At 59.5% G+C, this 23,514-nt stretch carries 24 protein-coding genes and 1 pseudogene; 9 read left to right on the forward strand and 16 right to left on the reverse strand.

The window, feature by feature from the left end; translation table 11 throughout:
* The first annotated feature begins 9 nt into the window (after positions 1-9).
* The gene (gene mug, locus CWM57_RS17605; RefSeq protein ID WP_061153269.1) at positions 10-516 is read left to right on the forward strand and encodes a G/U mismatch-specific DNA glycosylase; all 507 of its coding nucleotides are present in this window, start codon (positions 10-12) and stop codon (positions 514-516) included.
* A 99-nt stretch (positions 517-615) separates the two neighbouring features.
* Here the strand turns inward: mug and rpoD are convergent, their stop codons facing one another.
* The 3 genes from rpoD to rpsU all read right to left on the reverse strand — a co-directional run bounded on the left by rpoD (position 616) and on the right by rpsU (position 4,747).
* Positions 616-2,457: an RNA polymerase sigma factor RpoD gene (gene rpoD, locus CWM57_RS17610; RefSeq protein ID WP_074387563.1), complete on the reverse strand. Its 1,842-nt coding sequence runs from the start codon at positions 2,455-2,457 to the stop codon at positions 616-618.
* Positions 2,458-2,674: 217 nt separating this feature from the next.
* Positions 2,675-4,420, reverse strand: coding sequence for a DNA primase (gene dnaG / locus CWM57_RS17615; protein WP_061153271.1), 1,746 nt, complete (start codon positions 4,418-4,420; stop codon positions 2,675-2,677).
* 111 nt (positions 4,421-4,531) lie between these two features.
* Positions 4,532-4,747, reverse strand: a complete 216-nt coding sequence (gene rpsU / locus CWM57_RS17620) for a 30S ribosomal protein S21 (RefSeq protein ID WP_001144069.1) — start codon at positions 4,745-4,747, stop codon at positions 4,532-4,534.
* A 237-nt stretch (positions 4,748-4,984) separates the two neighbouring features.
* Here rpsU and tsaD point away from each other — a divergent pair, with 237 nt between their 5' ends.
* A complete protein-coding gene (gene tsaD, locus CWM57_RS17630; RefSeq protein WP_008806537.1) occupies positions 4,985-5,998 on the forward strand; it encodes a tRNA (adenosine(37)-N6)-threonylcarbamoyltransferase complex transferase subunit TsaD in 1,014 nt (337 codons plus the stop codon).
* A 44-nt stretch (positions 5,999-6,042) separates the two neighbouring features.
* Here tsaD and CWM57_RS17635 read toward each other — a convergent pair whose 3' ends face one another.
* The 8 genes from CWM57_RS17635 to CWM57_RS17670 all read right to left on the reverse strand — a co-directional run bounded on the left by CWM57_RS17635 (position 6,043) and on the right by CWM57_RS17670 (position 12,753).
* Entirely contained in the window at positions 6,043-7,650 is a 1,608-nt protein-coding gene (locus CWM57_RS17635) for a purine-cytosine permease family protein (RefSeq protein WP_032731264.1), read from the reverse strand.
* A 152-nt stretch (positions 7,651-7,802) separates the two neighbouring features.
* Entirely contained in the window at positions 7,803-8,420 is a 618-nt protein-coding gene (ureG, locus tag CWM57_RS17640; protein WP_002916877.1) for an urease accessory protein UreG, read from the reverse strand.
* A gap of 8 nt (positions 8,421-8,428) precedes the next feature.
* On the reverse strand, positions 8,429-9,103 hold the full coding sequence (locus CWM57_RS17645; RefSeq protein WP_100676274.1) for an urease accessory protein UreF: 675 nt from the start codon (positions 9,101-9,103) through the stop codon (positions 8,429-8,431).
* A gap of 1 nt (position 9,104) precedes the next feature.
* The gene (ureE, locus tag CWM57_RS17650; RefSeq protein WP_100676275.1) at positions 9,105-9,581 is read right to left on the reverse strand and encodes an urease accessory protein UreE; all 477 of its coding nucleotides are present in this window, start codon (positions 9,579-9,581) and stop codon (positions 9,105-9,107) included.
* 9 nt (positions 9,582-9,590) lie between these two features.
* Positions 9,591-11,294 (reverse strand): urease subunit alpha, encoded by a 1,704-nt coding sequence (gene ureC / locus CWM57_RS17655; protein ID WP_061153275.1) that lies wholly within the window; start codon positions 11,292-11,294, stop codon positions 9,591-9,593.
* Positions 11,287-11,607: an urease subunit beta gene (locus CWM57_RS17660; RefSeq protein ID WP_061153276.1), complete on the reverse strand. Its 321-nt coding sequence runs from the start codon at positions 11,605-11,607 to the stop codon at positions 11,287-11,289. Before CWM57_RS17660 ends, ureC begins: the two co-directional genes overlap by 8 nt.
* A 9-nt stretch (positions 11,608-11,616) precedes the next feature.
* Positions 11,617-11,919 (reverse strand): urease subunit gamma, encoded by a 303-nt coding sequence (locus tag CWM57_RS17665; protein ID WP_002916871.1) that lies wholly within the window; start codon positions 11,917-11,919, stop codon positions 11,617-11,619.
* 9 nt (positions 11,920-11,928) lie between these two features.
* Positions 11,929-12,753: an urease accessory protein UreD gene (locus CWM57_RS17670; protein ID WP_074387567.1), complete on the reverse strand. Its 825-nt coding sequence runs from the start codon at positions 12,751-12,753 to the stop codon at positions 11,929-11,931.
* On the opposite strand from CWM57_RS17670, the pseudogene CWM57_RS28225 reads away from it, so the two are divergent.
* Positions 12,743-12,826, forward strand: a pseudogene (locus CWM57_RS28225) (short-chain dehydrogenase); the annotation flags it as partial. The gene CWM57_RS17670 and the pseudogene CWM57_RS28225 sit on opposite strands and share 11 nt — an antisense overlap.
* 73 nt (positions 12,827-12,899) lie before the next feature.
* Here CWM57_RS28225 and CWM57_RS28355 read toward each other — a convergent pair.
* A complete protein-coding gene (locus tag CWM57_RS28355) occupies positions 12,900-12,995 on the reverse strand; it encodes a hypothetical protein (RefSeq protein WP_319823390.1) in 96 nt (31 codons plus the stop codon).
* Between the two features lie 155 nt (positions 12,996-13,150).
* Positions 13,151-13,768 carry a glycerol-3-phosphate 1-O-acyltransferase PlsY gene (gene plsY / locus CWM57_RS17680; protein WP_061153279.1) on the reverse strand — a complete coding sequence of 206 codons (618 nt, stop codon included), beginning with the start codon at positions 13,766-13,768 and terminating at the stop codon, positions 13,151-13,153.
* Positions 13,769-13,875: 107 nt separating this feature from the next.
* Between plsY and folB the strand changes: the two genes are divergently transcribed.
* Complete coding sequence (gene folB / locus CWM57_RS17685) at positions 13,876-14,259, forward strand: bifunctional dihydroneopterin aldolase/7,8-dihydroneopterin epimerase (RefSeq protein ID WP_032733826.1); 384 nt, start codon at positions 13,876-13,878, stop codon at positions 14,257-14,259.
* Between the two features lie 199 nt (positions 14,260-14,458).
* Complete coding sequence (bacA, locus tag CWM57_RS17690) at positions 14,459-15,280, forward strand: undecaprenyl-diphosphate phosphatase (RefSeq protein WP_061153280.1); 822 nt, start codon at positions 14,459-14,461, stop codon at positions 15,278-15,280.
* A gap of 12 nt (positions 15,281-15,292) precedes the next feature.
* Here the strand turns inward: bacA and CWM57_RS17695 are convergent, their stop codons facing one another.
* The gene (locus CWM57_RS17695; protein WP_100631764.1) at positions 15,293-16,534 is read right to left on the reverse strand and encodes a multifunctional CCA addition/repair protein; all 1,242 of its coding nucleotides are present in this window, start codon (positions 16,532-16,534) and stop codon (positions 15,293-15,295) included.
* Positions 16,535-16,595: 61 nt separating this feature from the next.
* Positions 16,596-17,216 carry a TIGR04211 family SH3 domain-containing protein gene (locus tag CWM57_RS17700; RefSeq protein ID WP_008806527.1) on the reverse strand — a complete coding sequence of 207 codons (621 nt, stop codon included), beginning with the start codon at positions 17,214-17,216 and terminating at the stop codon, positions 16,596-16,598.
* A gap of 214 nt (positions 17,217-17,430) precedes the next feature.
* Here CWM57_RS17700 and CWM57_RS17705 point away from each other — a divergent pair, with 214 nt between their 5' ends.
* From CWM57_RS17705 to hldE, 3 genes are read left to right on the forward strand one after another with little or no spacing between them, the layout of a single operon-like run.
* Positions 17,431-18,729: an inorganic triphosphatase gene (locus CWM57_RS17705; protein WP_100676276.1), complete on the forward strand. Its 1,299-nt coding sequence runs from the start codon at positions 17,431-17,433 to the stop codon at positions 18,727-18,729.
* A 20-nt stretch (positions 18,730-18,749) separates the two neighbouring features.
* Complete coding sequence (glnE, locus tag CWM57_RS17710; protein WP_165784220.1) at positions 18,750-21,587, forward strand: bifunctional [glutamate--ammonia ligase]-adenylyl-L-tyrosine phosphorylase/[glutamate--ammonia-ligase] adenylyltransferase; 2,838 nt, start codon at positions 18,750-18,752, stop codon at positions 21,585-21,587.
* Positions 21,588-21,645: 58 nt separating this feature from the next.
* A complete protein-coding gene (gene hldE / locus CWM57_RS17715; protein ID WP_008806524.1) occupies positions 21,646-23,079 on the forward strand; it encodes a bifunctional D-glycero-beta-D-manno-heptose-7-phosphate kinase/D-glycero-beta-D-manno-heptose 1-phosphate adenylyltransferase HldE in 1,434 nt (477 codons plus the stop codon).
* A gap of 77 nt (positions 23,080-23,156) precedes the next feature.
* On the opposite strand, the gene CWM57_RS27810 is transcribed toward hldE, so the two are convergent.
* Positions 23,157-23,306, reverse strand: coding sequence for a hypothetical protein (locus CWM57_RS27810; protein WP_032431268.1), 150 nt, complete (start codon positions 23,304-23,306; stop codon positions 23,157-23,159).
* Between CWM57_RS27810 and glgS the strand changes: the two genes are divergently transcribed.
* Entirely contained in the window at positions 23,298-23,495 is a 198-nt protein-coding gene (glgS, locus tag CWM57_RS17720) for a cell surface composition regulator GlgS (RefSeq protein WP_004205248.1), read from the forward strand. The genes CWM57_RS27810 and glgS overlap by 9 nt on opposite strands.
* The last annotated feature ends 19 nt before the right edge of the window (positions 23,496-23,514 follow it).

A 23,514-nucleotide genomic window follows, 5' to 3' on the forward strand; every position in this document is an offset into this window, starting at 1 on the left:
GGAGAAAACATGATTAGCGATATCCTTGCGCCGGGCCTGCGCGTGGTCTTTTGTGGTATCAACCCGGGGAAGTCTTCCGCCCATACCGGCTTTCATTTTGCCCATCCTGGCAATCGCTTCTGGAAGGTCATCCATCAGGCCGGGTTTACCGATCGGCTGCTGAGGCCGGAAGAGGAGCTGCAGCTGCTGGATACGCGCTGCGGCATCACCATGCTGGTTGAGCGTCCGACGGTGCAGGCCAGCGAGGTCGCCCTGCAGGAGCTGCGCAGCGGCAGTCGTGAGCTGGTTCGGAAAATAGAGGAGTATCAGCCGCGGGCGCTGGCGGTTCTCGGCAAGCAGGCCTTCGAGCAGGCCTTTAACCAGCGCGGCGCGAAGTGGGGCAAACAGGCCATGACTATCGGCATGACTCAGGTGTGGGTGCTGCCCAATCCCAGCGGCTTAAACCGGGCGACGCTTGATAAGCTGGTGGCGGCCTATCGCGAACTGGATGATGCCCTGGCGACGCGCGGCCAGTAGCGGAGATATGCCACTTTCCTCGGATGGCCACCAGAACGCCATAAAAAAAGCTCCCCGCAGGGAGCTTTTTAACAGGCTGTGAGCGCTGTCCCGCGACGATTAATCGTCGAGGAAGCTACGCAGCACTTCAGAACGGCTTGGGTGACGTAGTTTACGCAGCGCCTTCGCTTCGATCTGACGGATACGTTCGCGAGTAACGTCGAACTGTTTACCCACTTCTTCCAGCGTGTGGTCGGTGTTCATATCGATACCGAAACGCATACGCAGGACTTTCGCTTCACGCGCGGTGAGGCCGGCCAGCACATCGTGCGTTGCCGCACGCAGGCTCTCGGTGGTCGCAGAATCCAGCGGCAGCTCGAGGGTGGTATCCTCGATGAAATCCCCCAGATGCGAATCTTCATCGTCGCCGATCGGCGTTTCCATGGAGATAGGCTCTTTGGCGATCTTCAGCACCTTACGGATTTTGTCTTCTGGCATCAGCATGCGCTCAGCCAGCTCTTCCGGCGTCGGTTCACGTCCCATTTCCTGCAGCATCTGACGGGAGATACGGTTGAGCTTGTTGATAGTCTCAATCATATGCACCGGAATACGGATGGTGCGCGCCTGATCCGCGATGGAGCGGGTGATTGCCTGACGGATCCACCAGGTCGCGTAGGTAGAGAACTTGTAACCACGACGGTATTCGAACTTATCGACCGCTTTCATCAGACCGATGTTGCCTTCCTGAATCAGATCGAGGAACTGCAGGCCACGGTTGGTGTATTTCTTGGCGATAGAGATAACCAGACGCAAGTTCGCTTCCACCATCTCTTTCTTCGCACGGCGGGCTTTCGCTTCACCGATGGACATACGACGGTTGATGTCCTTCACCTGCTCGATGGTCAGGCCGGTCTCTTCTTCGATCTGGTGCAGCTTCTGCAGACCGCGCTGCACGTCTTCTTTCACTTCCAGCAGCTTCTCGGACCACGGCTTGTTCATCGCTACCGCAGCGTTGAACCAGGTTTCGCTGGTTTCGTTGCCGGTGAACAGGGTGATGAAGTTTTTCTTCGGCATTTTGCACTGCTCAACGCACAGCTTCATGATGATACGTTCCTGAGTACGAACGCGATCCATCATGCTGCGCATGCTGTTGACCAGGTAATCGAACTGCTTCGGCACCAGGCGGAACTGCTTGAAGACTTCAGACAGCTTCAGGATCTCTTCCTGCGCGGCGGCATGGCTACGACCTTTGGCTTTGATGGTGTCGCGCGTCAGCTCGTACTGGGTACGCAGCTCGGCGAACTTCTCGCGGGCCAGCTCAGGATCGATGCTGTTGTCGTCATCGCTGCTGTCGTCGTCGGCGTCTTCTTCGTCTTCGTCTTCGTCGTCATCCATCTCTTCCTGAGACAGTTCGGAACCAACGTGGGTGGCGGTCGGCGCCATATCTTCTTCGGCGTTCGGATCGACGAAACCGGTGATCAGATCGGACAGACGGGCTTCTTCCGCTTCGACGCGGTCGTACTGCTCAAGCAGGTAGGTGATCGCTTCCGGGTATTCGGCAACGGAGCACTGAACCTGGTTGATCCCATCTTCAATACGTTTGGCGATGTCGATTTCGCCTTCACGGGTCAGCAGCTCTACGGTACCCATTTCACGCATGTACATGCGCACCGGGTCGGTTGTCCGCCCGATTTCGGATTCTACGCTGGAGAGCACCTGCGCGGCAGCTTCGGCAGCATCTTCATCCGCGGTGTTTTCGGCAAGCATCAGATCATCGGCATCCGGTGCTTCTTCCATCACCTGAATGCCCATGTCGTTGATCATTTGGATGATGTCTTCGATCTGATCGGAATCGACGATATCTTCCGGCAGATGGTCATTGACCTCGGCATAGGTCAGATAGCCTTGCTCCTTACCACGTTGGACAAGAAGCTTCAGCTGTGACTGCGGGTTTTGCTCCATAAGACGGTATCCACACTTAATTCGTTTGATTGGTGTCGGCAGCGGGCTGTCGACATTTAAAGCGAGGGCGTACTTATATTATTGCCGCTGCGCCTCTGCGCGGCTGTCGGGGGCTTCCCGATCGATACTCGGCACTTAAGCCGTTAAATTCTGATCCTTCACGTTGTTCTGCGTTTTCTTGCTGCCTTGATACAACGTGAATGATGTTGTCTGTCATTTATTTTTTCGCCAGCTCCTGGCTGATAGTCCAGAGTTCCCGGCGTTCTTCACTGCTTAAACCGTGTGTGCGATCGCGAGCTATCAACTCTTCTTGTCGCAGTTCCAGCAGTGAATCAAACATATGATTGAGCGAGTCGGTGAAGGTCTGTTCAGCGATATCTTTATCTGCTATATCGTCCCACATCGACAGTTTTTCAAGGGTTGCGGCCTCTTTTGTGCCGCGATATTGCTCTAAAAGTTGCCCGGTTGTCAGACCAGGCTGCGCCAGACAGCTTTTCACCAGTTCGCTGAACAGGCTAAGCCCTGGCATTTTGCGCGAGTCCAGTCCCTCCAGCGGTGGGACTAACGGCGCCAGATCCGGGTTTTGCACCAGCAGTCCTATCAGTATACGCATGGTCGTGCGTTTTAGCTGTGGTACGGGACGCGGCGCGCCATTTTCAGACTGTTTTGGCATTAAACGTTCAAGCTGTGCGTCATCTAAAATGCCCAGCTTGTTGCCCAGTTCCTGACGCAAATAGATGCGCAGCGTTTCGCCGGGTACCTGAGTGATCAGCGGCAGCGCCAGCGTGCTCAGCTGCGCGCGCCCGTCCGGGGTACTCAGATCGACCTGCGGCAGCAGGCTGTTAAACAAGAACGTGGAGAGCGGCTGAGCCTGCTCCATCCGCGCCTCAAACGCCGCTTTGCCCTCTTTACGCACCAGCGTATCCGGGTCTTCGCCGTCAGGCAGAAACATAAAACGCAGCTGGCGACCATCGGTCATGTACGGTAGCGCCGTCTCCAGCGCGCGCCAGGCGGCATCGCGGCCAGCCCGATCGCCGTCGTAGCAGCAGATGACGTTATTGGTCACCCGAAACAGCAGCTGGATATGGTCGGCCGTGGTCGAGGTACCCAGCGAGGCCACGGCATAGTTGATGTCGTATTGCGCCAGCGCTACGACGTCCATATACCCTTCGACAACCAGCAAACGCGGTGGTTCGGGGTTGTCCTGCTGTGCTTCATACAGGCCATACAGCTGGCGGCCTTTATGGAATATGTCGGTTTCCGGGGAGTTCAGATACTTCGGCAGGGCATCGCCCAGCACTCGTCCGCCAAACCCAATCACCCGGCCTCGCTTATCGCGGATGGGGAACATCACCCGTTCGCGGAAGCGGTCATAACTGCGTCCCTGATCGTTGGTGACCAGCATGCCGGCATCAATAAGCGACTGGCGGTTTTCTTGATTGCCGCCAAAACGTTTTAAAACGTTATCCCACCCGGGGGGAGCATAGCCGATGGCAAAGCGCGTAATCACCTCGCTGCTTAACCCCCGTTTTGCCAGGTACTGGCGCGCAGGGTCGGCGGCGGGCTGCATCAGAGACTGTTGGTAAAACGCATTCAGACCATCCAGTAACTGGTAGAGATTTTGCCGTTGATGGCGCTCTATCTGGCTGGGTCCGTTGCCTGCTTCATAAGGCACTTCGAGGTTGTGCATGGCGGCCAGCTCTTCGACCGTTTCCACGAACTCGAGCTTGTCGTAGTTCATCAGGAAGTCGATAGCATTGCCGTGCGCCCCGCAGCCGAAGCAGTGGTAAAACTGTTTTTCACCATTGACGGTGAAAGAGGGGGTTTTTTCGTTATGGAACGGACAGCACGCGTGAAAATTTTTGCCCTGCTTTTTCAGCTTTACCCGCGCATCGATCAAATCGACGATGTCGGTTCTGGCAAGCAGATCGCTAATAAATACACGTGGAATTCGTCCAGCCATAAGCCCCGTTATTTCTGATGACTATAAACGAAAATAAGCCGCGCATTCCTTTCGGAAGCACGGCCTTACAACTACAACTCGGTCTGAATTGAGAGCGTCGCTCTCAACAGATTAGTACAGACGAGTACGGCGTGCGTTTTCGCGAGCCAGTTTCTTCGCGTGACGTTTCACTGCAGAAGCTTTAGCGCGCTTACGTTCGGTAGTCGGTTTTTCATAGAACTCACGACGACGAACTTCCGCCAGAACACCTGCTTTTTCGCAGGAACGCTTGAAGCGACGCAGAGCTACGTCGAACGGCTCGTTTTCACGTACTTTAATTACCGGCATGTGCCTCTCACCTTTGATTAATTCGGTTTGCCGCTGGCCGCAATGCCAGCTTATTTCAAAATGGTGCGGAATTTTACTGCAACTACTGCTGCTTTGTAAAGCACCGGCGCCTTTTTTGAAAGGGACTTTTATAAGGGTGAGGAGTATACACGAACAGAGCACCAGGGGTGAGCAAAGTTTTACATCGCCGGTCATTGGACCTACACTGCGCGGTATTGAAGCGAGGTAAAACAACTCATGCGTGTACTGGGCATTGAAACATCCTGCGATGAAACCGGCATCGCGATTTATGACGACCAGCAAGGTCTGTTAGCCAACCAATTGTATAGTCAGGTGAAACTGCATGCGGATTACGGCGGCGTGGTGCCGGAGCTGGCATCGCGCGACCATGTGCGCAAAACGGTGCCGCTGATCCAGGCGGCGCTGAAAGAAGCCGGTCTGACGGCGAAAGATATTGACGCCGTGGCCTATACGGCGGGCCCTGGCCTGGTTGGGGCGCTGCTGGTCGGGGCGACCGTTGGCCGGTCGCTGGCCTTCGCCTGGAACGTGCCAGCGATCCCGGTACACCATATGGAAGGGCATCTGCTGGCGCCGATGCTGGAAGATAACCCGCCGGCGTTCCCGTTCGTGGCGCTGCTGGTTTCCGGCGGCCACACCCAGTTGATTAGCGTCACCGGTATTGGTCAGTATGAACTGCTGGGCGAGTCGATTGACGATGCGGCGGGCGAAGCCTTTGATAAGACGGCGAAACTGCTGGGGCTGGATTATCCCGGCGGACCGATGCTGTCGAAAATGGCCGCTCAGGGCACCGAAGGCCGCTTCGTCTTCCCGCGGCCGATGACCGACCGTCCGGGGCTCGATTTCAGCTTCTCGGGCCTGAAAACCTTCGCCGCCAACACCATTCGTAATAATGGCGACGATGAGCAAACCCGCGCCGACATCGCCCGCGCGTTTGAGGATGCGGTCGTCGATACGCTGATGATTAAATGTCGCCGCGCGCTGGAGCAAACCGGCTTTAAGCGTCTGGTGATGGCGGGAGGCGTGAGCGCCAACCGTACCCTGCGGGCGAAGCTGGCGGAGATGATGCAAAAACGCGGCGGCGAGGTGTTCTACGCCCGCCCTGAGTTCTGTACTGACAACGGCGCGATGATTGCCTACGCTGGCATGGTGCGTCTGCAAACCGGCGCCAAAGCCGAGCTCGGCGTGACGGTTCGCCCGCGCTGGCCGCTGGCCGAGCTGCCTGCCGCCTAACGCCTCCTGAAACAGGCCGACGTCACGTCGGCCTGCCTTCCTGACTACTCCATACTTTTACACAGCGAACAGATCGCTCCCTGATGCTTGTGCGAGTGCATCACGTCCGGGCGCTCATACTCTTCCTCACAGCTAACGCATTGATACACGGTGGTGGAGGCGTTCCCCGCCGCGTCATAGCGCGGTTCGGCGATGCCGTCATCCACCTGCTTAATATAGTAGCGCCCGCGGGTAAGGATCCCCATCAGCGGGGTCATGACAAAGGCGACGACCAGCGCAATCAGCGGCGAGAACGGTGCCAGCGTCGCGCCCAGCAGGCCGAAGAAGGCGCAGATCGATAGCCCGGCGGCCAGGCCAAAGGAGACCACGCCCACCGGGTTAACGTTGTAGATCATGCCGCGACGATACTCCGGCTGCGCCGGCGCCAGCTTGAGCAGGCCTTTATTAAAGGTGATGTCGGTCGCCACCACCACGACCCAGGCGATGGCGAAGTTGGAGTAAAAGCCGAGGATCCACGACAGGGCGCTGAACATATCACCTTCCATCAGCGCCAGGGCAATCGCCAGGTTGACCACCACAAAAATAATCCGTCCCGGATAGCGTTTGGTGGTGCGGGTCCAGGCGCTGGTCCACGCCAGCGAGCCGGAGTAGGCATTGGTGACGTTAATTTTGATCTGCGAGATCACCACCAGCACCACCGCCAGCGTCAGAGCCAGCCAGCCGGGCACCAGGTTATCGAAGACGCTGACGAACTGCTGCACTGGTTCGGTATTGTGCACCGCCGGGAAACGGGTCAATAGATAGAAGCCGAGGAAGGCGCCGATGATCTGTTTGATCGCGCCTAACACCACCCAGCCCGGGCCGGCGGAAAAGACCGCCAGCCACCAGCTTTTACGGTTCTCAGCGGTTTTAGGCGGCATAAAGCGCAGGTAATCAATTTGCTCGCCAATCTGCATGATCAGCGACAGGCATACCCCGGCGCCGAGCATGATGGCGGTGATATCCACCGTCGACGCGCTGTTTTTACCGGCGAAATGCAGGAAGCCGTCCACCAGTTGCGGATCTTTGACAATCAGCCACACCACCGGCACCACCATCAGCACCAGCCATAGCGGAGTGGTCCACACCTGCAGGCGGGTCAGGGCTTTCATGCCATAGACCACCAGCGGGAGCACCATCAGGGTGGCGATCAGATACCCCATCCACAGGGGGATCCCGAGGCCCACCAGCAGCCCCTGGGCCATGATCGAGCCTTCAAGGGCGAAGAAGATAAAGGTGAAGCCGGCAAAAATAATACTGGTGATCACCGAGCCGAAATAGCCGAAGCCGGCGCTGCGGGTGATCAGGTCAAGGTCAATGTTGTAGCGCGCGGCGGTGATCGCCAGCGGAATGCCGGTGAGGAAGATCACCAGCGCCGCCACCAGGATCGAATAGATGGCGTTGCTGGTACCCCAGGCCATACCGATGCTGGCGCCGATGGAAAAGTCGGCCAGGTAGGCGATGCCGCCCAGCGCCGTGACCGCGACGACGCCAGGTCCCCAGCGGCGGAAGCTCAGCGGGGCATAACGCAAGGTGTAATCTTCTAAGGTTTCCCGGGAGCCGGAAGTCCGCGTTGTCGCAGGTAATTCAGGGTTGAGATCCAGTGATGACATAGTCATTCCTTAATGGTTAGGCATGACTTGAATTAGCAAACCTTATGCCATATTGCAGGGCAGGCGTGGCGGGGAGGGTGGTGCAGGGTGATAGAAGAGAGAGCAGGGGCTGCACCATCCGGACGCGCCTGCGCCCGGCTGGTGCAAAAGGTCTATTTGCCGAGCATGCCTTTGTCTTCAAGGAAGGCGATAATGGTGCTCAGGCCGTCGCCCTGCTTCAGGTTGGTGAAGGTCCATGGGCGATCGCCGCGCATACGCTGGGTATCGCTCGCCATCACTTCCAGCGACGCGCCCACATAGGGGGCAAGGTCGGTTTTATTGATCACCAGGAAATCGGATTTGGTGATCCCCGGCCCGCCTTTGCGCGGGATCTTCTCCCCTTCAGCCACATCGATGACGTAGATGGTCAGATCCGCCAGCTCCGGGCTGAAGGTGGCGCTCAGGTTGTCGCCGCCGCTTTCCACGAAGATAAGGTCGAGGTTACCGAATTTTTCGCTCAGTGCTTCCACGGCAGCGAGGTTCATCGAGGCATCTTCGCGGATCGCCGTATGCGGGCAGCCGCCGGTTTCCACACCGACAATGCGTTCAGGCGCCAGCGCGCCCGCTTCGGTAAGGATACGCTGATCTTCTTTGGTATAGATGTCGTTAGTGACCACCGCCAGCTGCCAGGTATCGCGCATCGCTTTGCACAGCGCTTCCAGCAGAGCGGTTTTACCGGAGCCGACCGGGCCGCCGACGCCGACGCGCAGTGGGTGTTTATAAGAATTCATGGCTTCTCCTAGGAACGGAATAATCGGGAGTATTGGGTTTCATGCCGGGCAGAGGCGATGGCGGCGAGCGGGGTGGCCGATCCGATATCGCCGTCCGGCGTGGCCAGCGCGCGGGGCATCTCGGCCGCGTAGTGGTCGCAAAGACGTAAAATCAGCTGCTGGGCGGCCTGCTGGCCGAAGGGCACCAGCTTGACGCCAGCCATCACGGCGCTCTCAATCCAGCTGTAGCCCAGGCTGAGGGCCATCTCGGGCAGCGCGATGCGCCAGCGAACGCCGAGCCAGGCCATCCCGGCGAGCTGGCTTTGCTGGCACAGCGTGCGCCACGGCGGCGGACAGTCCGGCTGCCAGTCGCTCAGCAGACGGGCAAACGCCGCGCCGCGGTTGCGCTCTTCGTCCCGCAGCTCACGGGTTTCCCGGCAGGCCAGCAGATAGGCGGTCCAGCGCTGGGCCGCAGCGATATCGCCTTGTTCGCAGGCGCGGTACAGGCGGGCGAACAGCGGCAGGTCAACGGTAAAAAAGCCCGCCGTCATCTGCCGCCGCTGCCAGCGCTCGAAAGCCGCGACATCCGGTACCCAGCCGGCTTCCACAGCCCACTCCAGCCCCTGGGACCAGCTGTAACCACCTACCGGCAGGTTGCTGCTGGCCAGCTGCATCAGCCGCAGGCGTTGTTCCGCTGTCGACATGCTAGTGGCTGTGAGCGTGGTGGGCATGATGAGCATGATGATGACCGTGGCTTTCGCTGGCGTAAGCGCCGGCTTCCGGCTCGAACGGCAGCTGGCCAAAGGTCACCGTCAGGCCGAACTGGCGCAGCATATCGTCCAGCACGTGATCGTGATGGTAGCGCAGCTCGCCCGGCATGATCTGCAGCGGCACGTGACGGTTGCCGAGGTGGTAGCAGGCCTTCGCCAGCATAAACGGATCGTCGCAGCGCACCACCGACACCCCTTCATCAGCGGCAATCACCTGCACAAACTCGGTGCCTTCTTCGTTGCTGAGCACATCGCCGCCGCGCAGCAGCAGGCCGCGGGGCAGCAGCAGGCCGGCTTCCCGGCCATCGTTGAGGGTGACCTTAACCCGGCTTTTGACGCGAACATCAATCGGCAGCGTAACGCTGGCGGTCGCGGCGCTGGGGATCTCCAGACGTTGAGTTAAATAAAGCATCCGCTCTCCTTAAAACAGAAAATACCGTTGCGCCATCGGCAGAACGTCTGCCGGCTCGCTGGTGATGAGTTCCCCATCCACCCGCACCTCATAGGTTTGCGCGTCGACGGTAATGTTAGGTTGCAGGCTGTTGTGCACCATGTCGGCTTTCTGCACCGTACGGCAGCCTTTCACTACGGCGATCGCACTGTGCAGGTTCAGCCGCTCGGCAACGCCGTTGTCCGCCGCCGCCTGCGACAGGAAGGTAAGGCGGCAGTGATGACGAGCGCTGCCCAGGGCGCCAAACATCGGACGGTAATGCACCGGCTGCGGGGTCGGAATCGAGGCATTGATATCGCCCATCGGCGCGATGGCGATCATGCCGCCTTTGATCACGGTAGCGGGTTTCACACCAAAGAAGGCTGGTGACCAGACCACGAGGTCCGCCAGCTTACCCACCTCAATGGATCCGACTTCGTGCGCGATGCCGTGGGTCAGCGCCGGGTTGATCGTGTATTTGGCGATATAGCGCTTCACGCGGAAGTTGTCGTTATCCCCAGTCTCTTCCGCCAGCGCTCCGCGCTGTACCTTCATGCGGTGCGCCACCTGCCAGGTGCGGAGGACCACTTCCCCGACGCGACCCATGGCCTGCGAATCGGAGGAGGTGAGCGAGAAGGCGCCGAGGTCGTGCAGCACGTCTTCCGCGGCGATGGTTTCCCGGCGAATGCGCGACTCGGCAAAGGCCACGTCCTCGGCAATGTCCGGGTCCAGATGGTGGCAGACCATCAGCATATCGAGATGTTCATCGATGGTGTTGAGGGTGTAGGGCAGCGTTGGGTTGGTGGACGACGGCAAAATGTTCGGATGGGCGCAGGCGGTGATGATGTCCGGCGCATGGCCGCCGCCGGCCCCTTCGGTATGGAAGGTGTGTATGGTGCGCCCGCCGATGGCGGCGAGGGTGTCTTCCACAAAACCGGACTCATTGAGGGTGTCGCTGTGCAGGGCGACCTGAATATCCATTTCATCGGCGACGGTTAACGCACAGTCGATCGCCGCCGGCGTGGCGCCCCAGTCCTCGTGGATTTTCAGGCCAATGACGCCCGCCGCCACCTGCTCGCGCAGGGCATCCGGCTGAGAAACGTTGCCCTTGCCCAGCAGGCCGATATTGACCGGCAGGCTGTCGGCCGCCTGCAGCATGCGTGAGATATACCACGGGCCCGGGGTACAGGTGGTGGCGTGGGTGCCTGCGGCCGGGCCGGTGCCGCCGCCGACCATGGTGGTCACGCCGGAGACCAGCGCCTCTTCCGCCTGTTGCGGACAGATCCAGTGAATATGGGTATCGATCCCGCCGGCGGTGACGATCTTGCCTTCGGCGGCAATCACTTCCGTCGCGGCGCCGATGGGGATGGTGACGTTGGGTTGGATGTCGGGGTTACCGGCTTTGCCGATGGCGAAGATCCGCCCGTCCTTCACGCCGATATCGGCCTTGACGATCCCCCAGTGATCGACGATCAGCGCATTGGTGAGCACCAGGTCGACACAGTCGGCGGCCAGCATTTGTCCCTGGCCCATCCCGTCGCGGATCACTTTGCCGCCGCCGAATTTGACCTCTTCTCCGTAGGTGGTCAAATCATCTTCCACCTCGATCCACAACTCGGTATCCGCCAGGCGCACCTTGTCGCCGACGGTGGGGCCGAACATATCGGCATAGGCCTGGCGTGAAATATTACTCATCAGTTGCCTCCAGAGGGCCCATGACCTCGCCGCGGAAGCCGAAGACGGCGCGGTGACCGGCGAAGGCCACCAGCTCGACCTCGCGTTTCTGGCCGGGTTCAAAACGTACCGCCGTGCCGGCCGGGATATTCAGGCGATAGCCAGTGGCCTGCTGACGGTCGAACTTCAGCGCCGGGTTGACCTCGGCGAAATGGTAGTGCGAACCGACCTGAATCGGTCGATCGCCGTGGTTCTCAACGACCACGCGACAGGTCGCCCGGCCGGTATTCAGGGCTATCTGACCGGGCTTAACGTGATATTCACCGGGGATCATGGCGCTACCTCAGATAATCGGGTTGTGAACGGTGACCAGCTTCGAGCCGTCCGGAAAGGTGGCTTCGACCTGGATATCCGGGATCATTTCCGGGACGCCCTCCATCACCTGCTCGCGGGTCAGGACGTGACGGCCTTCCTCCATCAGTGAGGCCACGCTTTTGCCGTCGCGGGCGCCTTCCATAATAAAAGCGCTGATCAGGGCCACGGACTCCGGATAGTTGAGCTTCAGGCCGCGGGCCAGGCGGCGTTCCGCCACCAGCGCGGCGGTAAACAGCAACAGCTTGTCTTTTTCTCGGGGGGTCAGTTCCATAACGTTCTCTTAAGTCAGCCAGATTCGGGGAAGTACGGGAGACTTGCCGGTGAGATGAGGGCGCAGAAACTGCCAGACGTCGCGCATCACCTGCTGGCAAATCAGATTATCGTCACTGAGGAAACGCACCGTCAGCAGGCGGTCGGTCAGGCTGGCGCCAGCGTAGAGACCGAGCGGTGCCAGCGCATCGCGCACCCCGTCGAGCAGGGCATCGGTAGCCGGATAGCACAGCAAAGTGCCAACCCAGGGACGTTCGGCGACGCTGGACAGCTCTCCCTCCTGCAGGTGCAGGCGCTCAACCAGCAGCGGTATGTCATCCACCCACACTTCCAGCCGGTTGCTGAGGGTGCCGTGGCTGAAGGTTTCGCCAATCACCGGGCGGCCAAGGCAGAGCAGATCCCAGGCCAGCAGCGTGCTGGAGGCGCAAAGATGAAAGGTGGTGGACAGCCGGGCATTCGCCCCGGGAAAGAAGATGGCATCCTGCGGGAGCCACTCCAGGGTCGCCTGCGGGGCGAGCGTCAACTGCTGGCGCAATAGCGCTTGCGCGCCGCTGCTGCGGTAAAACTTGCTGGCGCCAGGCATGGTTATCAGCGTATGGCAGCCGGGGTCAACGTGGGCGCTAATTGTCAGCTCATCACCGCCGACGATGCCGCCGGGCGGGTGAAGCAGATAGAGGTGACAGGTCTCTTCTTCCGGGTAAAACGGGCGCTGGACGGTCAGCGGGCCGACGTGTTGGGCGCGGGCGAGAACGGTCTTGCCTCCGGCCTGCTGAAAGCGGAGATCCAGCGTAGCCTGCCAGCCTTTTTTGAGTGGTGGTAACACGGTGCCGTGCAATGTTGCGCCCCTGCAAAATCAAGATAAAACAGCAGCAATGAGTATTGATCGGTGGGTGATTATCCCGGTCATATGAAACGCTTATGTCATCCGTTACCCGGCGCGTCGCGACGGGCGCGAGGGGAAAGCGGCATAACCGCTCTGAATTATTCACCCGGATAATCTTTGCCGTCAATATCCTTATCTGCCGACTGGCCGCGGCGGATAAGGCGGGAGGACGGACCCGTCCGCGATGCCAGCAGGCGGCGGAACTTTTGCTTTTAGTCACGGCTAACGCGTTGTTACAAAAGGGGGATGCGGCGATTACCGCGTATCATGACGACGTGGAGCAAAAGTGCGGGTGAGATGGGTAAACCGGACCGAGGATCCCCCCGGCATGGGGGGCCGGGAGGGGAGATTACTTCTGCTCTGGCGTTTTTTTCTTCTTCACCCGGGGCCAGATTTTGCTCTCCTGGCGACGCCACAGACGCTGAATGTTGTCATGATGGCGCAGGAGGATCAGGCAGGAGAGCATCGACACCGGAAAGGTGTACTGCGGTTTAAACCACCAGACGTAGAAAGGGGCGATAAGCGCGCTGACGATAGCGCCAAGGGACGAGTAGCCGCTGAGCAGGATGGTCAGCAGCCAGGTCCCGGCCATCACCCCGGTCAGATCGAGACCGATGGGCGCGATAGCACCGAAGGCCGTGGCGACGCCTTTGCCACCGCGAAAATGAAAGAAGATGGGCCAGATATGGCCTACGCAGGCGGCAATCGCCACTAACCCCAGCCAGAACGGCGTAAGGCCCAGCGCCCAGGCGCCCCACACCGGGAGCATGCCCTTCAGCACATCAAAAATAAGTACCGCTACGGCCGCCCCTTTTCCGCCAATTCGTAGTACGTTAGTGGCCCCGGGGTTGCCTGAGCCGCTGTCGCGTGGGTCGGGCAGGCCAGCAAGGCGACATACCAGAATGGCGCTGGAAATGGAGCCGCAGAGGTAGGCGAGGAGTACCAGTCCAGGCGCGATTGCACTCATAACGCTGTTCCGTTTTGAAAATGTCGTTGTATTCTCTGCATCTGTGGATAATACGCATAATTCGCCGGAAGTGGTATCCGGTTTAGCTAAAAAGCAGGCAGGGCGTGATGGATATTGTATTTATAGAGCAACTTTCGGTAATCACCACCATTGGTGTTTATGACTGGGAACAAACCATTGAGCAGAAGCTGGTGTTCGATATCGAAATTGCATGGGATAACCGCAAGGCTGCTGCCAGCGATGATGTCAGCGACTGCCTCAGCTATGCTGATATTAGCGAGCGAGTGATCGCGCATGTGGAGGGGGGGAAATTCGCGTTAGTGGAGCGGGTGGCGGAAGAAGTGGCCGACCTGCTGCTGGAAACATTCCAGTCGCCATGGGTGCGTATTAAAGTCAGCAAACCTGGCGCCGTGGCCCGCGCGGCAAATGTCGGTGTGATTATTGAACGTGGCCTTAATCTGAAACAAAACTTTTCAAGTCATACTTGTTAAACAAATTGCGTTTATACCGGTCATAGCATCCGGTCATCAGGCAATTTAACTGGCGATGTTCTTTCAGGACGGTGAGCGAATCCTCGTGTACTCCGTGTACGCTGAGGGGGGCTTGTGCGGTCTGGCTGCCGGGTTGTGTCTGTTGAACGATAGCGTGTTCCTGGTTTTTTTCATTTTACTTTTTAAAGGGTTTAATTGAATGAGCGATATACACTCGCTGCTGGTGGCGGCAATATTGGGTGTGGTTGAGGGGTTGACAGAGTTTTTACCTGTTTCCAGTACCGGTCATATGATTATTGTTGGTCACCTGCTGGGGTTTGAAGGTGATACGGCAAATACCTTTGAAGTGGTTATTCAGCTAGGCTCGATACTCGCCGTGGTGGTGATGTTCTGGCGTCGTCTGTTCGGTTTGATCGGCATCCATTTCGGCAGGCCGCCGGAGCATGAAGGCAAAGGCAGCGGTCGCTTGTCGCTTATCCATATCCTCCTCGGTATGATCCCCGCGGTGGTGCTGGGGCTGATTTTCCACGACACCATTAAATCCTTATTTAACCCGGTAAACGTGATGTACGCCCTGATTGTCGGCGGCGTATTGCTGATTGCGGCGGAAGTACTCAAGCCGAAACAGCCGCGCGCGGTCGGCATTGACGATATGACCTATCGTCAGGCGTTTGTCATCGGCTGCTTTCAGTGCCTGGCGCTGTGGCCGGGTTTCTCGCGCTCCGGGGCAACTATTTCCGGTGGCATGCTGATGGGCGTCAGTCGTTATGCGGCGTCGGAGTTCTCTTTCCTGCTGGCGGTACCGATGATGATGGGCGCCACCGTGCTGGACGTTTACAAGAGCATCGGCTTCCTGAACGCGGGCGATATCCCGATGTTTGCCGTCGGCTTCGTGATGGCGTTTATCGTGGCGCTGATTGCGATTAAAACTTTCCTGCAGCTGATCAAACGGATCTCGTTTATCCCGTTCGCTATCTACCGCTTTATCGTGGCGGCAGCCGTTTACGTGGTCTTCTTCTAAGGCCTGGTGCCCTCAGCCTTGCGGCTGGGGGCAACGTTGTTCCTTCCACTGCGCCACCGCCGCAATTCTCCGCCGCGTCAGCTCTTCGCGAATTTCCACCCCTTTAAATCCCGCCGCCACCACCTCTTTGGTGGAGACCGACAGTGCCACTTCCCATGCCTCCAGCAGCAGACGCCCCTGCGGGTAATCGCTGGCCTCGAAACCGGTGCGTCCGCGGACGTCGGCTTCGCTGGTCAGGGCTATCTGCTGTACGCGCTGCGGTTTGCGCCAGGCGTCAATGCTGTCGAAGAGTTTGACGAGGGTTTTCGGCTGCAGGATCGGCAGGGTGTGGATCAAGTCATGGTACTCCGCCACCAGTTTCGCGAGATCGCGGATATCGTTTGGCACCCGCAGACGCGCGCAGAGCTGTTCTACCAGCTTGACGCCCGCCGGGCCATGGCCGTGGTGACGCGGCCAGAGCGCTTTCGGCGTCAGCCCTTTACCGAGGTCATGACACAGGGTGGCGAAACGCACGTCGACATCCGGCGACAGCATCGCGGCCATCGTGACGGTCATCAGGGTGTGCAGGCCGGTGTCGATTTCCGGGTGCCACTTCGCCGGGGCCGGCACGCCGTACAGCGCGTCAATTTCCGGAAACAGCACCTTAAGAGCCTGGCAGTCGCGCAGCGTCTGGAAAAAGACCTGCGGATTGCGGGTGGTTAACGCGCTTTCCGTCTCTTTCCACACCCGCTCCGGCGTTAAATGCGCCAGCTCACCGGCCTCAACCATTGCATGCATCAGGGCCTGGGTTTCTTCGGCAATGCGAAAGCCCAGATGCGCATAGCGGGCAGCAAAGCGCGCCACACGCAGCACGCGCAGCGGATCTTCGCTAAAGGCGGGAGAGACATGGCGCAGCAGGCGCAGGCGGAGATCGTTTTGCCCGCCGTAGGGGTCGATGATCGTGCCATCGGCATCCTGGGCGAGGGCGTTGACCGTCAGGTCGCGGCGCAGCAGATCGGCTTCAAGGGTGACGTCCGGGGCGGCATAGCAGGTAAAACCGGTATAGCCCGCGCCGGATTTGCGTTCGGTGCGGGCCAGGGCATACTCCTCCCGGCTTTGCGGATGGAGGAACACGGGAAAGTCGCGGCCTACCTGTTGGTAGCCCGCGTCAAGCATCTGTTGCGGGGTGGCGCCCACCACCACCCAGTCTCGGTCTTTGACCGGCAGTCCTAATAGCGCATCGCGCACTGCACCGCCGACCAGATAGCTCTTCACGCCCGATTCTCCCGTATCTGTTTTTCGCAAGATGATACGTAAGTCTGGCAGAGAAGACGAATTAGTTCATCCACCGGTCTTTACGTTTGCGGCTTGGCACCAGATGCGGCAGCACCAGACCCAGCAGCAGACCGACGCCGAGCACGCCGCCGCCGTACATGAACCACTGCATGATAATGGTGCGCTGTTTGTCATCAAGCTGCAGATTCGCCGCATTCACCTTCTTCTGCGCGACCACCAGCTCGTTTTTCAACTTCTGGTTCTCGTCCTTCAGCGCGTTAATCGCGCTGTCGCTGCCGGCGACTTTCTTCTGCATATCCGCCGTGCGCTGGTTCCAGGTGGCGTCGATGTTGTTCAGTTTATCAGTCAGCGTTTTGACCTGGTTTTCCAGATCCGGGACGCGGGTGCGCAGGCTGGGCTCATTGCTCAGTTCTTTCAACGGGATCCAGGCGGTACGGCCATTGCTGTCGCGGACCTGCGCGTAACTGGTGCTGTCGTTTGTCTGCAGCACAGACACTTCTTCCCCGGCGTTGATGGTGCCGACCAGACGATAATTATCGCCCGGGCCGCTGCGAACCCAGGTGTTCAGCTCATCGGAAACGTAGCGCTTTTCTTCTGCGTGAACCGCCGTAGCGGCGCTAAGCGCGAGCAAAGTAAAAGTAATCAGGCGTAATTTTGGCATCAGGTCATCGTTTGGTCATAAAAAGTGGAACGATAGTAGAGGCATCGCCAGAGCGACGCAAAGTTTTCCACCACAATCGGAATCATCCAGGAGGTGGCCCGGCAAAAAGCGCGTTGCATGGCGATTCGCCGCAAAATACTATCTACTGACAAAAAATATCGTCGTAAGTTCGCCGCAATTTGTCGGCGCAGCACAGAAGCGGAAGAATTCAGTCATGGCTCAAGAAATCGAACTCAAGTTTATCGTCGCTCAGAATGGGGTAGAGACGCTGCGCGAGCAGCTCAATGCGCTCGAGGCGAAACATACGCCTGCGGGTCAGTTACTGAACATTTATTACGAAACCGCCGATAACTGGCTGCGTCGTCACGATATGGGGCTGCGCATCCGCGGCGACCAGGGGCGTTATGAAATGACGCTGAAAATCGCCGGTCGGGTGGTGGGGGGACTGCACCAGCGTCCGGAATACAACATTCCACTGGATAAACCGGAGCTGGCGCTTGAGCGTCTGCCGGCGGAGGTCTGGCCGCAAGGCGAGCTTCCGGCCGCGCTGGCGGAGCATGTCCAGCCGCTGTTCAGCACTGATTTTGCCCGTGAACGTTGGGTGATACAGGAAGGGAATGGTGAGATTGAGATCGCCCTCGATCGCGGCGAAGTGAAGGCTGGCGAACATCAGGAGCCGATCTGCGAGCTGGAGCTGGAGCTGCTTGCCGGGGAGACCGCCGATCTGCTGCGCCTTGCGCACCGTCTGCTGGAGAGCGGCGTACTGCGCCAGGGGAGCCTGAGCAAGGCTGCACGCGGGTATCATCTGGCGCAAGGCAATGGCGAGCGTCCCGTCACCTCGCTGACGGTGCTAACGGTGCCAGCGAAGGCCAGCGTGGAGCAGGGGCTGGAGGCGGCGCTGGAGAGCGCCCTGGCGCACTGGCTGTATCACGACGAAGTATGGCTGCGCGGCAATGCGAAAGCCAAAGCGGAAATCCTGCTGGCGTTAGCCCGCGTGCGCCATGCCCTCGTGCTGTTCGGCGGCATCGTGCCGCGTAAGGCGACCACCCAGCTTCGCGCCTTGCTGAACGATGCCGAAGCCGTTCTGCTGGCCGCGGACACCGCCGATGAGGCGTTATTCCGCACCGAGGTCGTCGGCGCCAAACTGGCTCTGACCGAATGGCTGGTCCAGCGCGGCTGGCGTCCGTTCCTCAACGAGGCGGGAGAGAAAAAAATAGCCGGATCGTTCAAACGGTTTGCCGATATTAACCTCTCGCGGGTGGCGGCCGAGCTGCGCAGCGCCGTACAACATCTGGCGGTCGAAGATGCCGCCGACCAGTTGCCGAAGCTGTCCCGTGACATCGACAGCGTCCAGCTGCTGGCGGGCGCCTATGGCGACGCCGTCGCGCCGTGGCTGGAGAACTGGCAGGAGCTTCACCGTGCAATAGAACATGACGATCGCAGCGTCTTTGAATATTTCCGTCGCCAGGCGCTGGCTGCCGAGCCGTTCTGGCTGCATAGTGGAAAACGATAATTTCAGGCCAGGGAGCCCTTATGATGCCGCTTTCTCCGCAATTACAGCAGCACTGGCAGACGGTCGCTGACCGTCTGCCAGCGGATTTTCCCGTTGCCGAACTGAGCCCACAGGCCAGGTCGGTAATGGCGTTCAGCGATTTTGTCGAACAGAGTGTGATCGCCCAGCCGGGCTGGCTGAATGAGCTTGCGGACTCCTCGCCGGAGGCGGAAGAGTGGCGGCATTACGAGGCCTGGCTGCAGGATCGCCTGCAGGCAGTTACTGACGAAGCGGGGTTGATGCGAGAGCTGCGTCTCTTCCGCCGTCAGATGATGGTCCGCATCGCCTGGGCGCAGGCGTTGTCGCTGGTGAGCGAAGAAGAGACTCTGCAGCAGCTGAGCGCGCTGGCGGAGACGCTGATTGTCGCCGCCCGCGACTGGCTGTACGCCGCCTGCTGTAAGGAGTGGGGAACGCCATGCAATGCCGAGGGCCAGCCGCAGCCGCTGCTGATCCTCGGGATGGGAAAGCTGGGCGGCGGCGAGCTGAACTTCTCTTCCGATATCGATCTGATCTTTGCCTGGCCTGAGCATGGCGCCACCCGCGGCGGCCGCCGCGAGCTGGATAACGCCCAGTTCTTTACCCGTCTGGGGCAGCGGCTGATCAAGGCCCTTGACCAGTCAACGCAGGACGGCTTTGTCTATCGGGTTGACATGCGCCTGCGGCCGTTTGGCGACAGTGGGCCGCTGGTGCTCAGCTTTGCGGCGCTGGAAGATTATTACCAGGAGCAGGGTCGGGACTGGGAACGCTATGCGATGGTGAAAGCGCGGATCATGGGAGATAACGACGGCGTGTACGCCAGCGAGCTGCGCGCGATGCTCCGTCCCTTCGTCTTCCGCCGCTATATCGACTTCAGCGTGATCCAGTCGCTGCGTAACATGAAAGGCATGATCGCCCGCGAAGTGCGGCGCCGCGGGCTGAAAGATAACATCAAGCTCGGCGCCGGCGGGATCCGCGAAATTGAGTTTATCGTTCAGGTCTTTCAGCTGATCCGCGGTGGTCGCGAACCTGCGCTGCAACAGCGCGCCCTGCTGCCGACGCTGGCGGCGATTGATGAGCTACATCTGCTGCCGGAAGGCGACGCGGCGCTGCTGCGTGAGGCCTATCTGTTCCTGCGCCGGCTGGAAAACCTGTTGCAAAGCATCAACGATGAGCAGACCCAGACTCTGCCGCAGGATGACCTTAACCGCGCCAGGCTGGCGTGGGGGATGCATACCGAAGACTGGGAGACGCTGAGCGCGCAGCTGGCGAGCCAGATGGCCAACGTGCGGCGAGTGTTTAATGAACTGATCGGCGATGATGAGGATCAGTCCCCGGATGAGCAGCTGGCCGAGTACTGGCGCGAGCTGTGGCAGGATGCGCTGGAAGAAGATGACGCCAGCCCGGCGCTGGCGCATTTAAACGATACCGACCGCCGCAGCGTGCTGGCGCTGATTGCCGATTTCCGCAAAGAGCTGGATCGGCGCACCATCGGCCCGCGCGGCCGCCAGGTGCTGGATCAACTGATGCCGCATCTGCTGAGCGAAATCTGCTCGCGTGCCGATGCGCCGCTGCCTCTGGCGCGGATCACGCCGCTGTTGACCGGCATCGTCACCCGCACCACTTATCTTGAACTGCTGAGCGAATACCCCGGCGCGCTGAAACACCTGATCACGCTCTGCGCGGCGTCGCCGATGGTCGCCAGCCAGTTGGCGCGCCACCCGCTGCTGCTGGATGAGCTGCTGGATCCCAACACCCTCTATCAGCCGACGGCGACCGATGCCTATCGCGACGAGCTGCGCCAGTACCTGCTGCGTGTGCCGGAAGAGGATGAAGAGCAGCAGCTGGAGGCGTTGCGCCAGTTTAAGCAGGCGCAGCAGCTGCATATCGCGGCGGCGGATATCGCTGGCACCCTGCCGGTGATGAAGGTCAGCGATCACTTAACCTGGCTTGCCGAAGCGATCCTCGATGCGGTGGTGCAGCAGGCATGGGGGCAGATGGTGGCTCGCTATGGCCAGCCGACCCACCTGCACGATCGCCAGGGGCGCGGCTTTGCCGTCGTCGGCTACGGTAAGCTCGGCGGTTGGGAGCTGGGCTACAGCTCCGATCTCGATCTGGTGTTCCTCCATGACTGCCCGGCGGAGGTGATGACCGACGGCGAGCGGGAGATTGACGGCCGTCAGTTCTACCTGCGGCTGGCCCAGCGGATCATGCATCTGTTTAGCACCCGTACCTCGTCCGGTATTCTCTACGAAGTGGATGCCAGGCTGCGCCCTTCTGGCGCGGCCGGGATGCTGGTCACCACCGCCGACGCGTTTGCTGACTATCAGCAGAACGAAGCCTGGACGTGGGAACATCAGGCGCTGGTGCGCGCCCGCGTGGTCTATGGCGACCCGGCGCTGCAGGCGCGCTTTGACGCCATTCGTCGCGATATTCTGACCACCCCGCGGGAGGGCGCCACCCTGCAGACCGAGGTTCGCGAGATGCGCGAGAAGATGCGTGCCCACCTTGGCAACAAGCATCCCGATCGTTTTGATATCAAAGCCGATGCCGGTGGGATCACGGATATTGAATTTATTACCCAGTATCTGGTCCTACGCTATGCCAGCGACAAGCCGAAGCTGACCCGCTGGTCTGATAACGTGCGTATTCTCGAGCTGCTGGCGCAGAACGACATCATGGACGAGGAGGAGGCGCGCGCCTTAACGCATGCGTACACCACCTTGCGTGATGCGCTCCATCATCTGGCCCTGCAGGAGCTGCCGGGACACGTGGCGCCAGAGGCCTTCAGCCGGGAGCGTGAGCAGGTCAGCGCCAGCTGGCAGAAGTGGCTGATGGCTTAACTATAAAATCGGGTGTGCTATTATCGCGCGCAAAGTTTGCGTCTCGCAGGAGAGAGTCATGAAAGTAACGCTGCCGGAGTTTGAACGTGCAGGAGTGTTGGTGGTGGGTGATGTGATGCTGGACCGCTACTGGTACGGCCCCACCAGTCGTATTTCCCCGGAAGCCCCGGTGCCGGTGGTGAAGGTGGAAAATATCGAAGAACGTCCTGGCGGCGCGGCAAACGTAGCGATGAACATCGCCTCCCTGGGGGCAACGTCGCGCCTGGTGGGATTGACCGGGATTGACGACGCTGCCCGCGCGCTGAGCCAGGCGCTGGCCAATGTGAATGTGAAGTGCGACTTCGTCTCCGTTCCGACTCACCCGACCATCACCAAGCTGCGGGTGCTGTCGCGCAATCAGCAGCTGATCCGCCTCGACTTTGAAGAGGGTTTCTCCGGCGTGGATCCGCAGCCGATGCACGAGCGCATTCAGCAGGCGCTGGGATCCATTGGCGCGCTGGTCCTCTCGGACTACGCCAAAGGGGCGCTGACCAGCGTCCAGACCATGATCGCGCTCGCACGTGAAGCGGGTGTGCCGGTGCTGATCGATCCGAAAGGCACTGATTTCGAACGCTACCGCGGCGCGACGCTGCTCACCCCGAACCTCTCTGAGTTTGAAGCGGTGGTGGGCAAGTGTCAGGATGAAGCGGAGATCGTTGAACGCGGCATGAAGCTCATCGCTGAATTTGAACTGTCGGCGCTGCTGGTGACGCGTTCTGAGCAGGGGATGACGCTGCTGCAGCCGGGGCGTCCGCCGCTGCATATGCCGACCCAGGCACAGGAAGTGTACGACGTGACCGGCGCTGGCGACACGGTGATTGGCGTGCTGGCGGCGACCCTGGCGTCCGGCAACACCCTGGAAGAGGCCTGCTATTTCGCTAACGCCGCGGCGGGCGTGGTGGTCGGCAAGCTGGGGACCTCCACCGTTTCCCCTGTCGAGCTGGAAAACGCGGTCCGCGGCCGGGCTGAGACCGGCTTTGGCGTGATGAGCGAAGAGGAACTCAAACAGGCGGTTGCGGCGGCGCGCAAGCGCGGCGAGAAAGTGGTGATGACCAACGGGGTCTTCGACATTCTGCATGCCGGCCATGTCTCCTATCTGGCGAATGCGCGCAAGCTGGGCGACCGTCTGATCGTGGCGGTTAACAGCGATGCCTCCACCAAACGTCTGAAAGGCGAAACCCGCCCGGTGAACCCGCTGGAGCAGCGGATGATCGTGCTGGGGGCGCTGGAGGCCGTCGACTGGGTGGTCTCCTTCGAAGAAGACACCCCGCAGCGACTGATTGCCGGCATCCTGCCGGACCTGCTGGTCAAAGGCGGCGATTATAAGCCGGAACAGATCGCCGGCAGTGAAGAGGTCTGGGCTAACGGCGGCGAAGTGCTGGTGCTCAACTTTGAAGATGGCTGCTCGACCACCAATATTATTAAGAAAATACAAAAAGATAGCGACAAATAAGCTTTCCGCTATTCACCGGCTTGTACGGTGAAGCATCACGGCCCGCGATGGAGATATCGCGGGCCGTTTTTATTTAATCATGTGGAAAATGATTTAGCGCAATAAATAATCATGTTAAGCGCATTTTTCGTACAAATCGCGTTAAGGTAAGCGTAAATACTGAAGTAAGTAAAAGGCATATGACTGATCAGAACATCCACCGCTGAAGGAGTATGCGCATGAACCATAACGATATGTATTCAATGAAGAATTTTGATTTTTTGGCGCGGAGTTTCGCCAGAATGCACGCGCAAGGCCAGCCAGTTGATCTTCAGGCCATTGTCGGCAATATGGATGAAGAGCATCGTGAATGGTTTTGCCAGCGTTATGAACTTTACTGTCGTCAGGTGAACAGCCCGGCGGAAGCCGCACACTAAGCCAAACGCAAAACGGGCC

The sequence above is a fragment of the Klebsiella sp. G-Nf4 genome (assembly GCF_002810615.1).
Classification (GTDB): domain Bacteria; phylum Pseudomonadota; class Gammaproteobacteria; order Enterobacterales; family Enterobacteriaceae; genus Klebsiella; species Klebsiella variicola.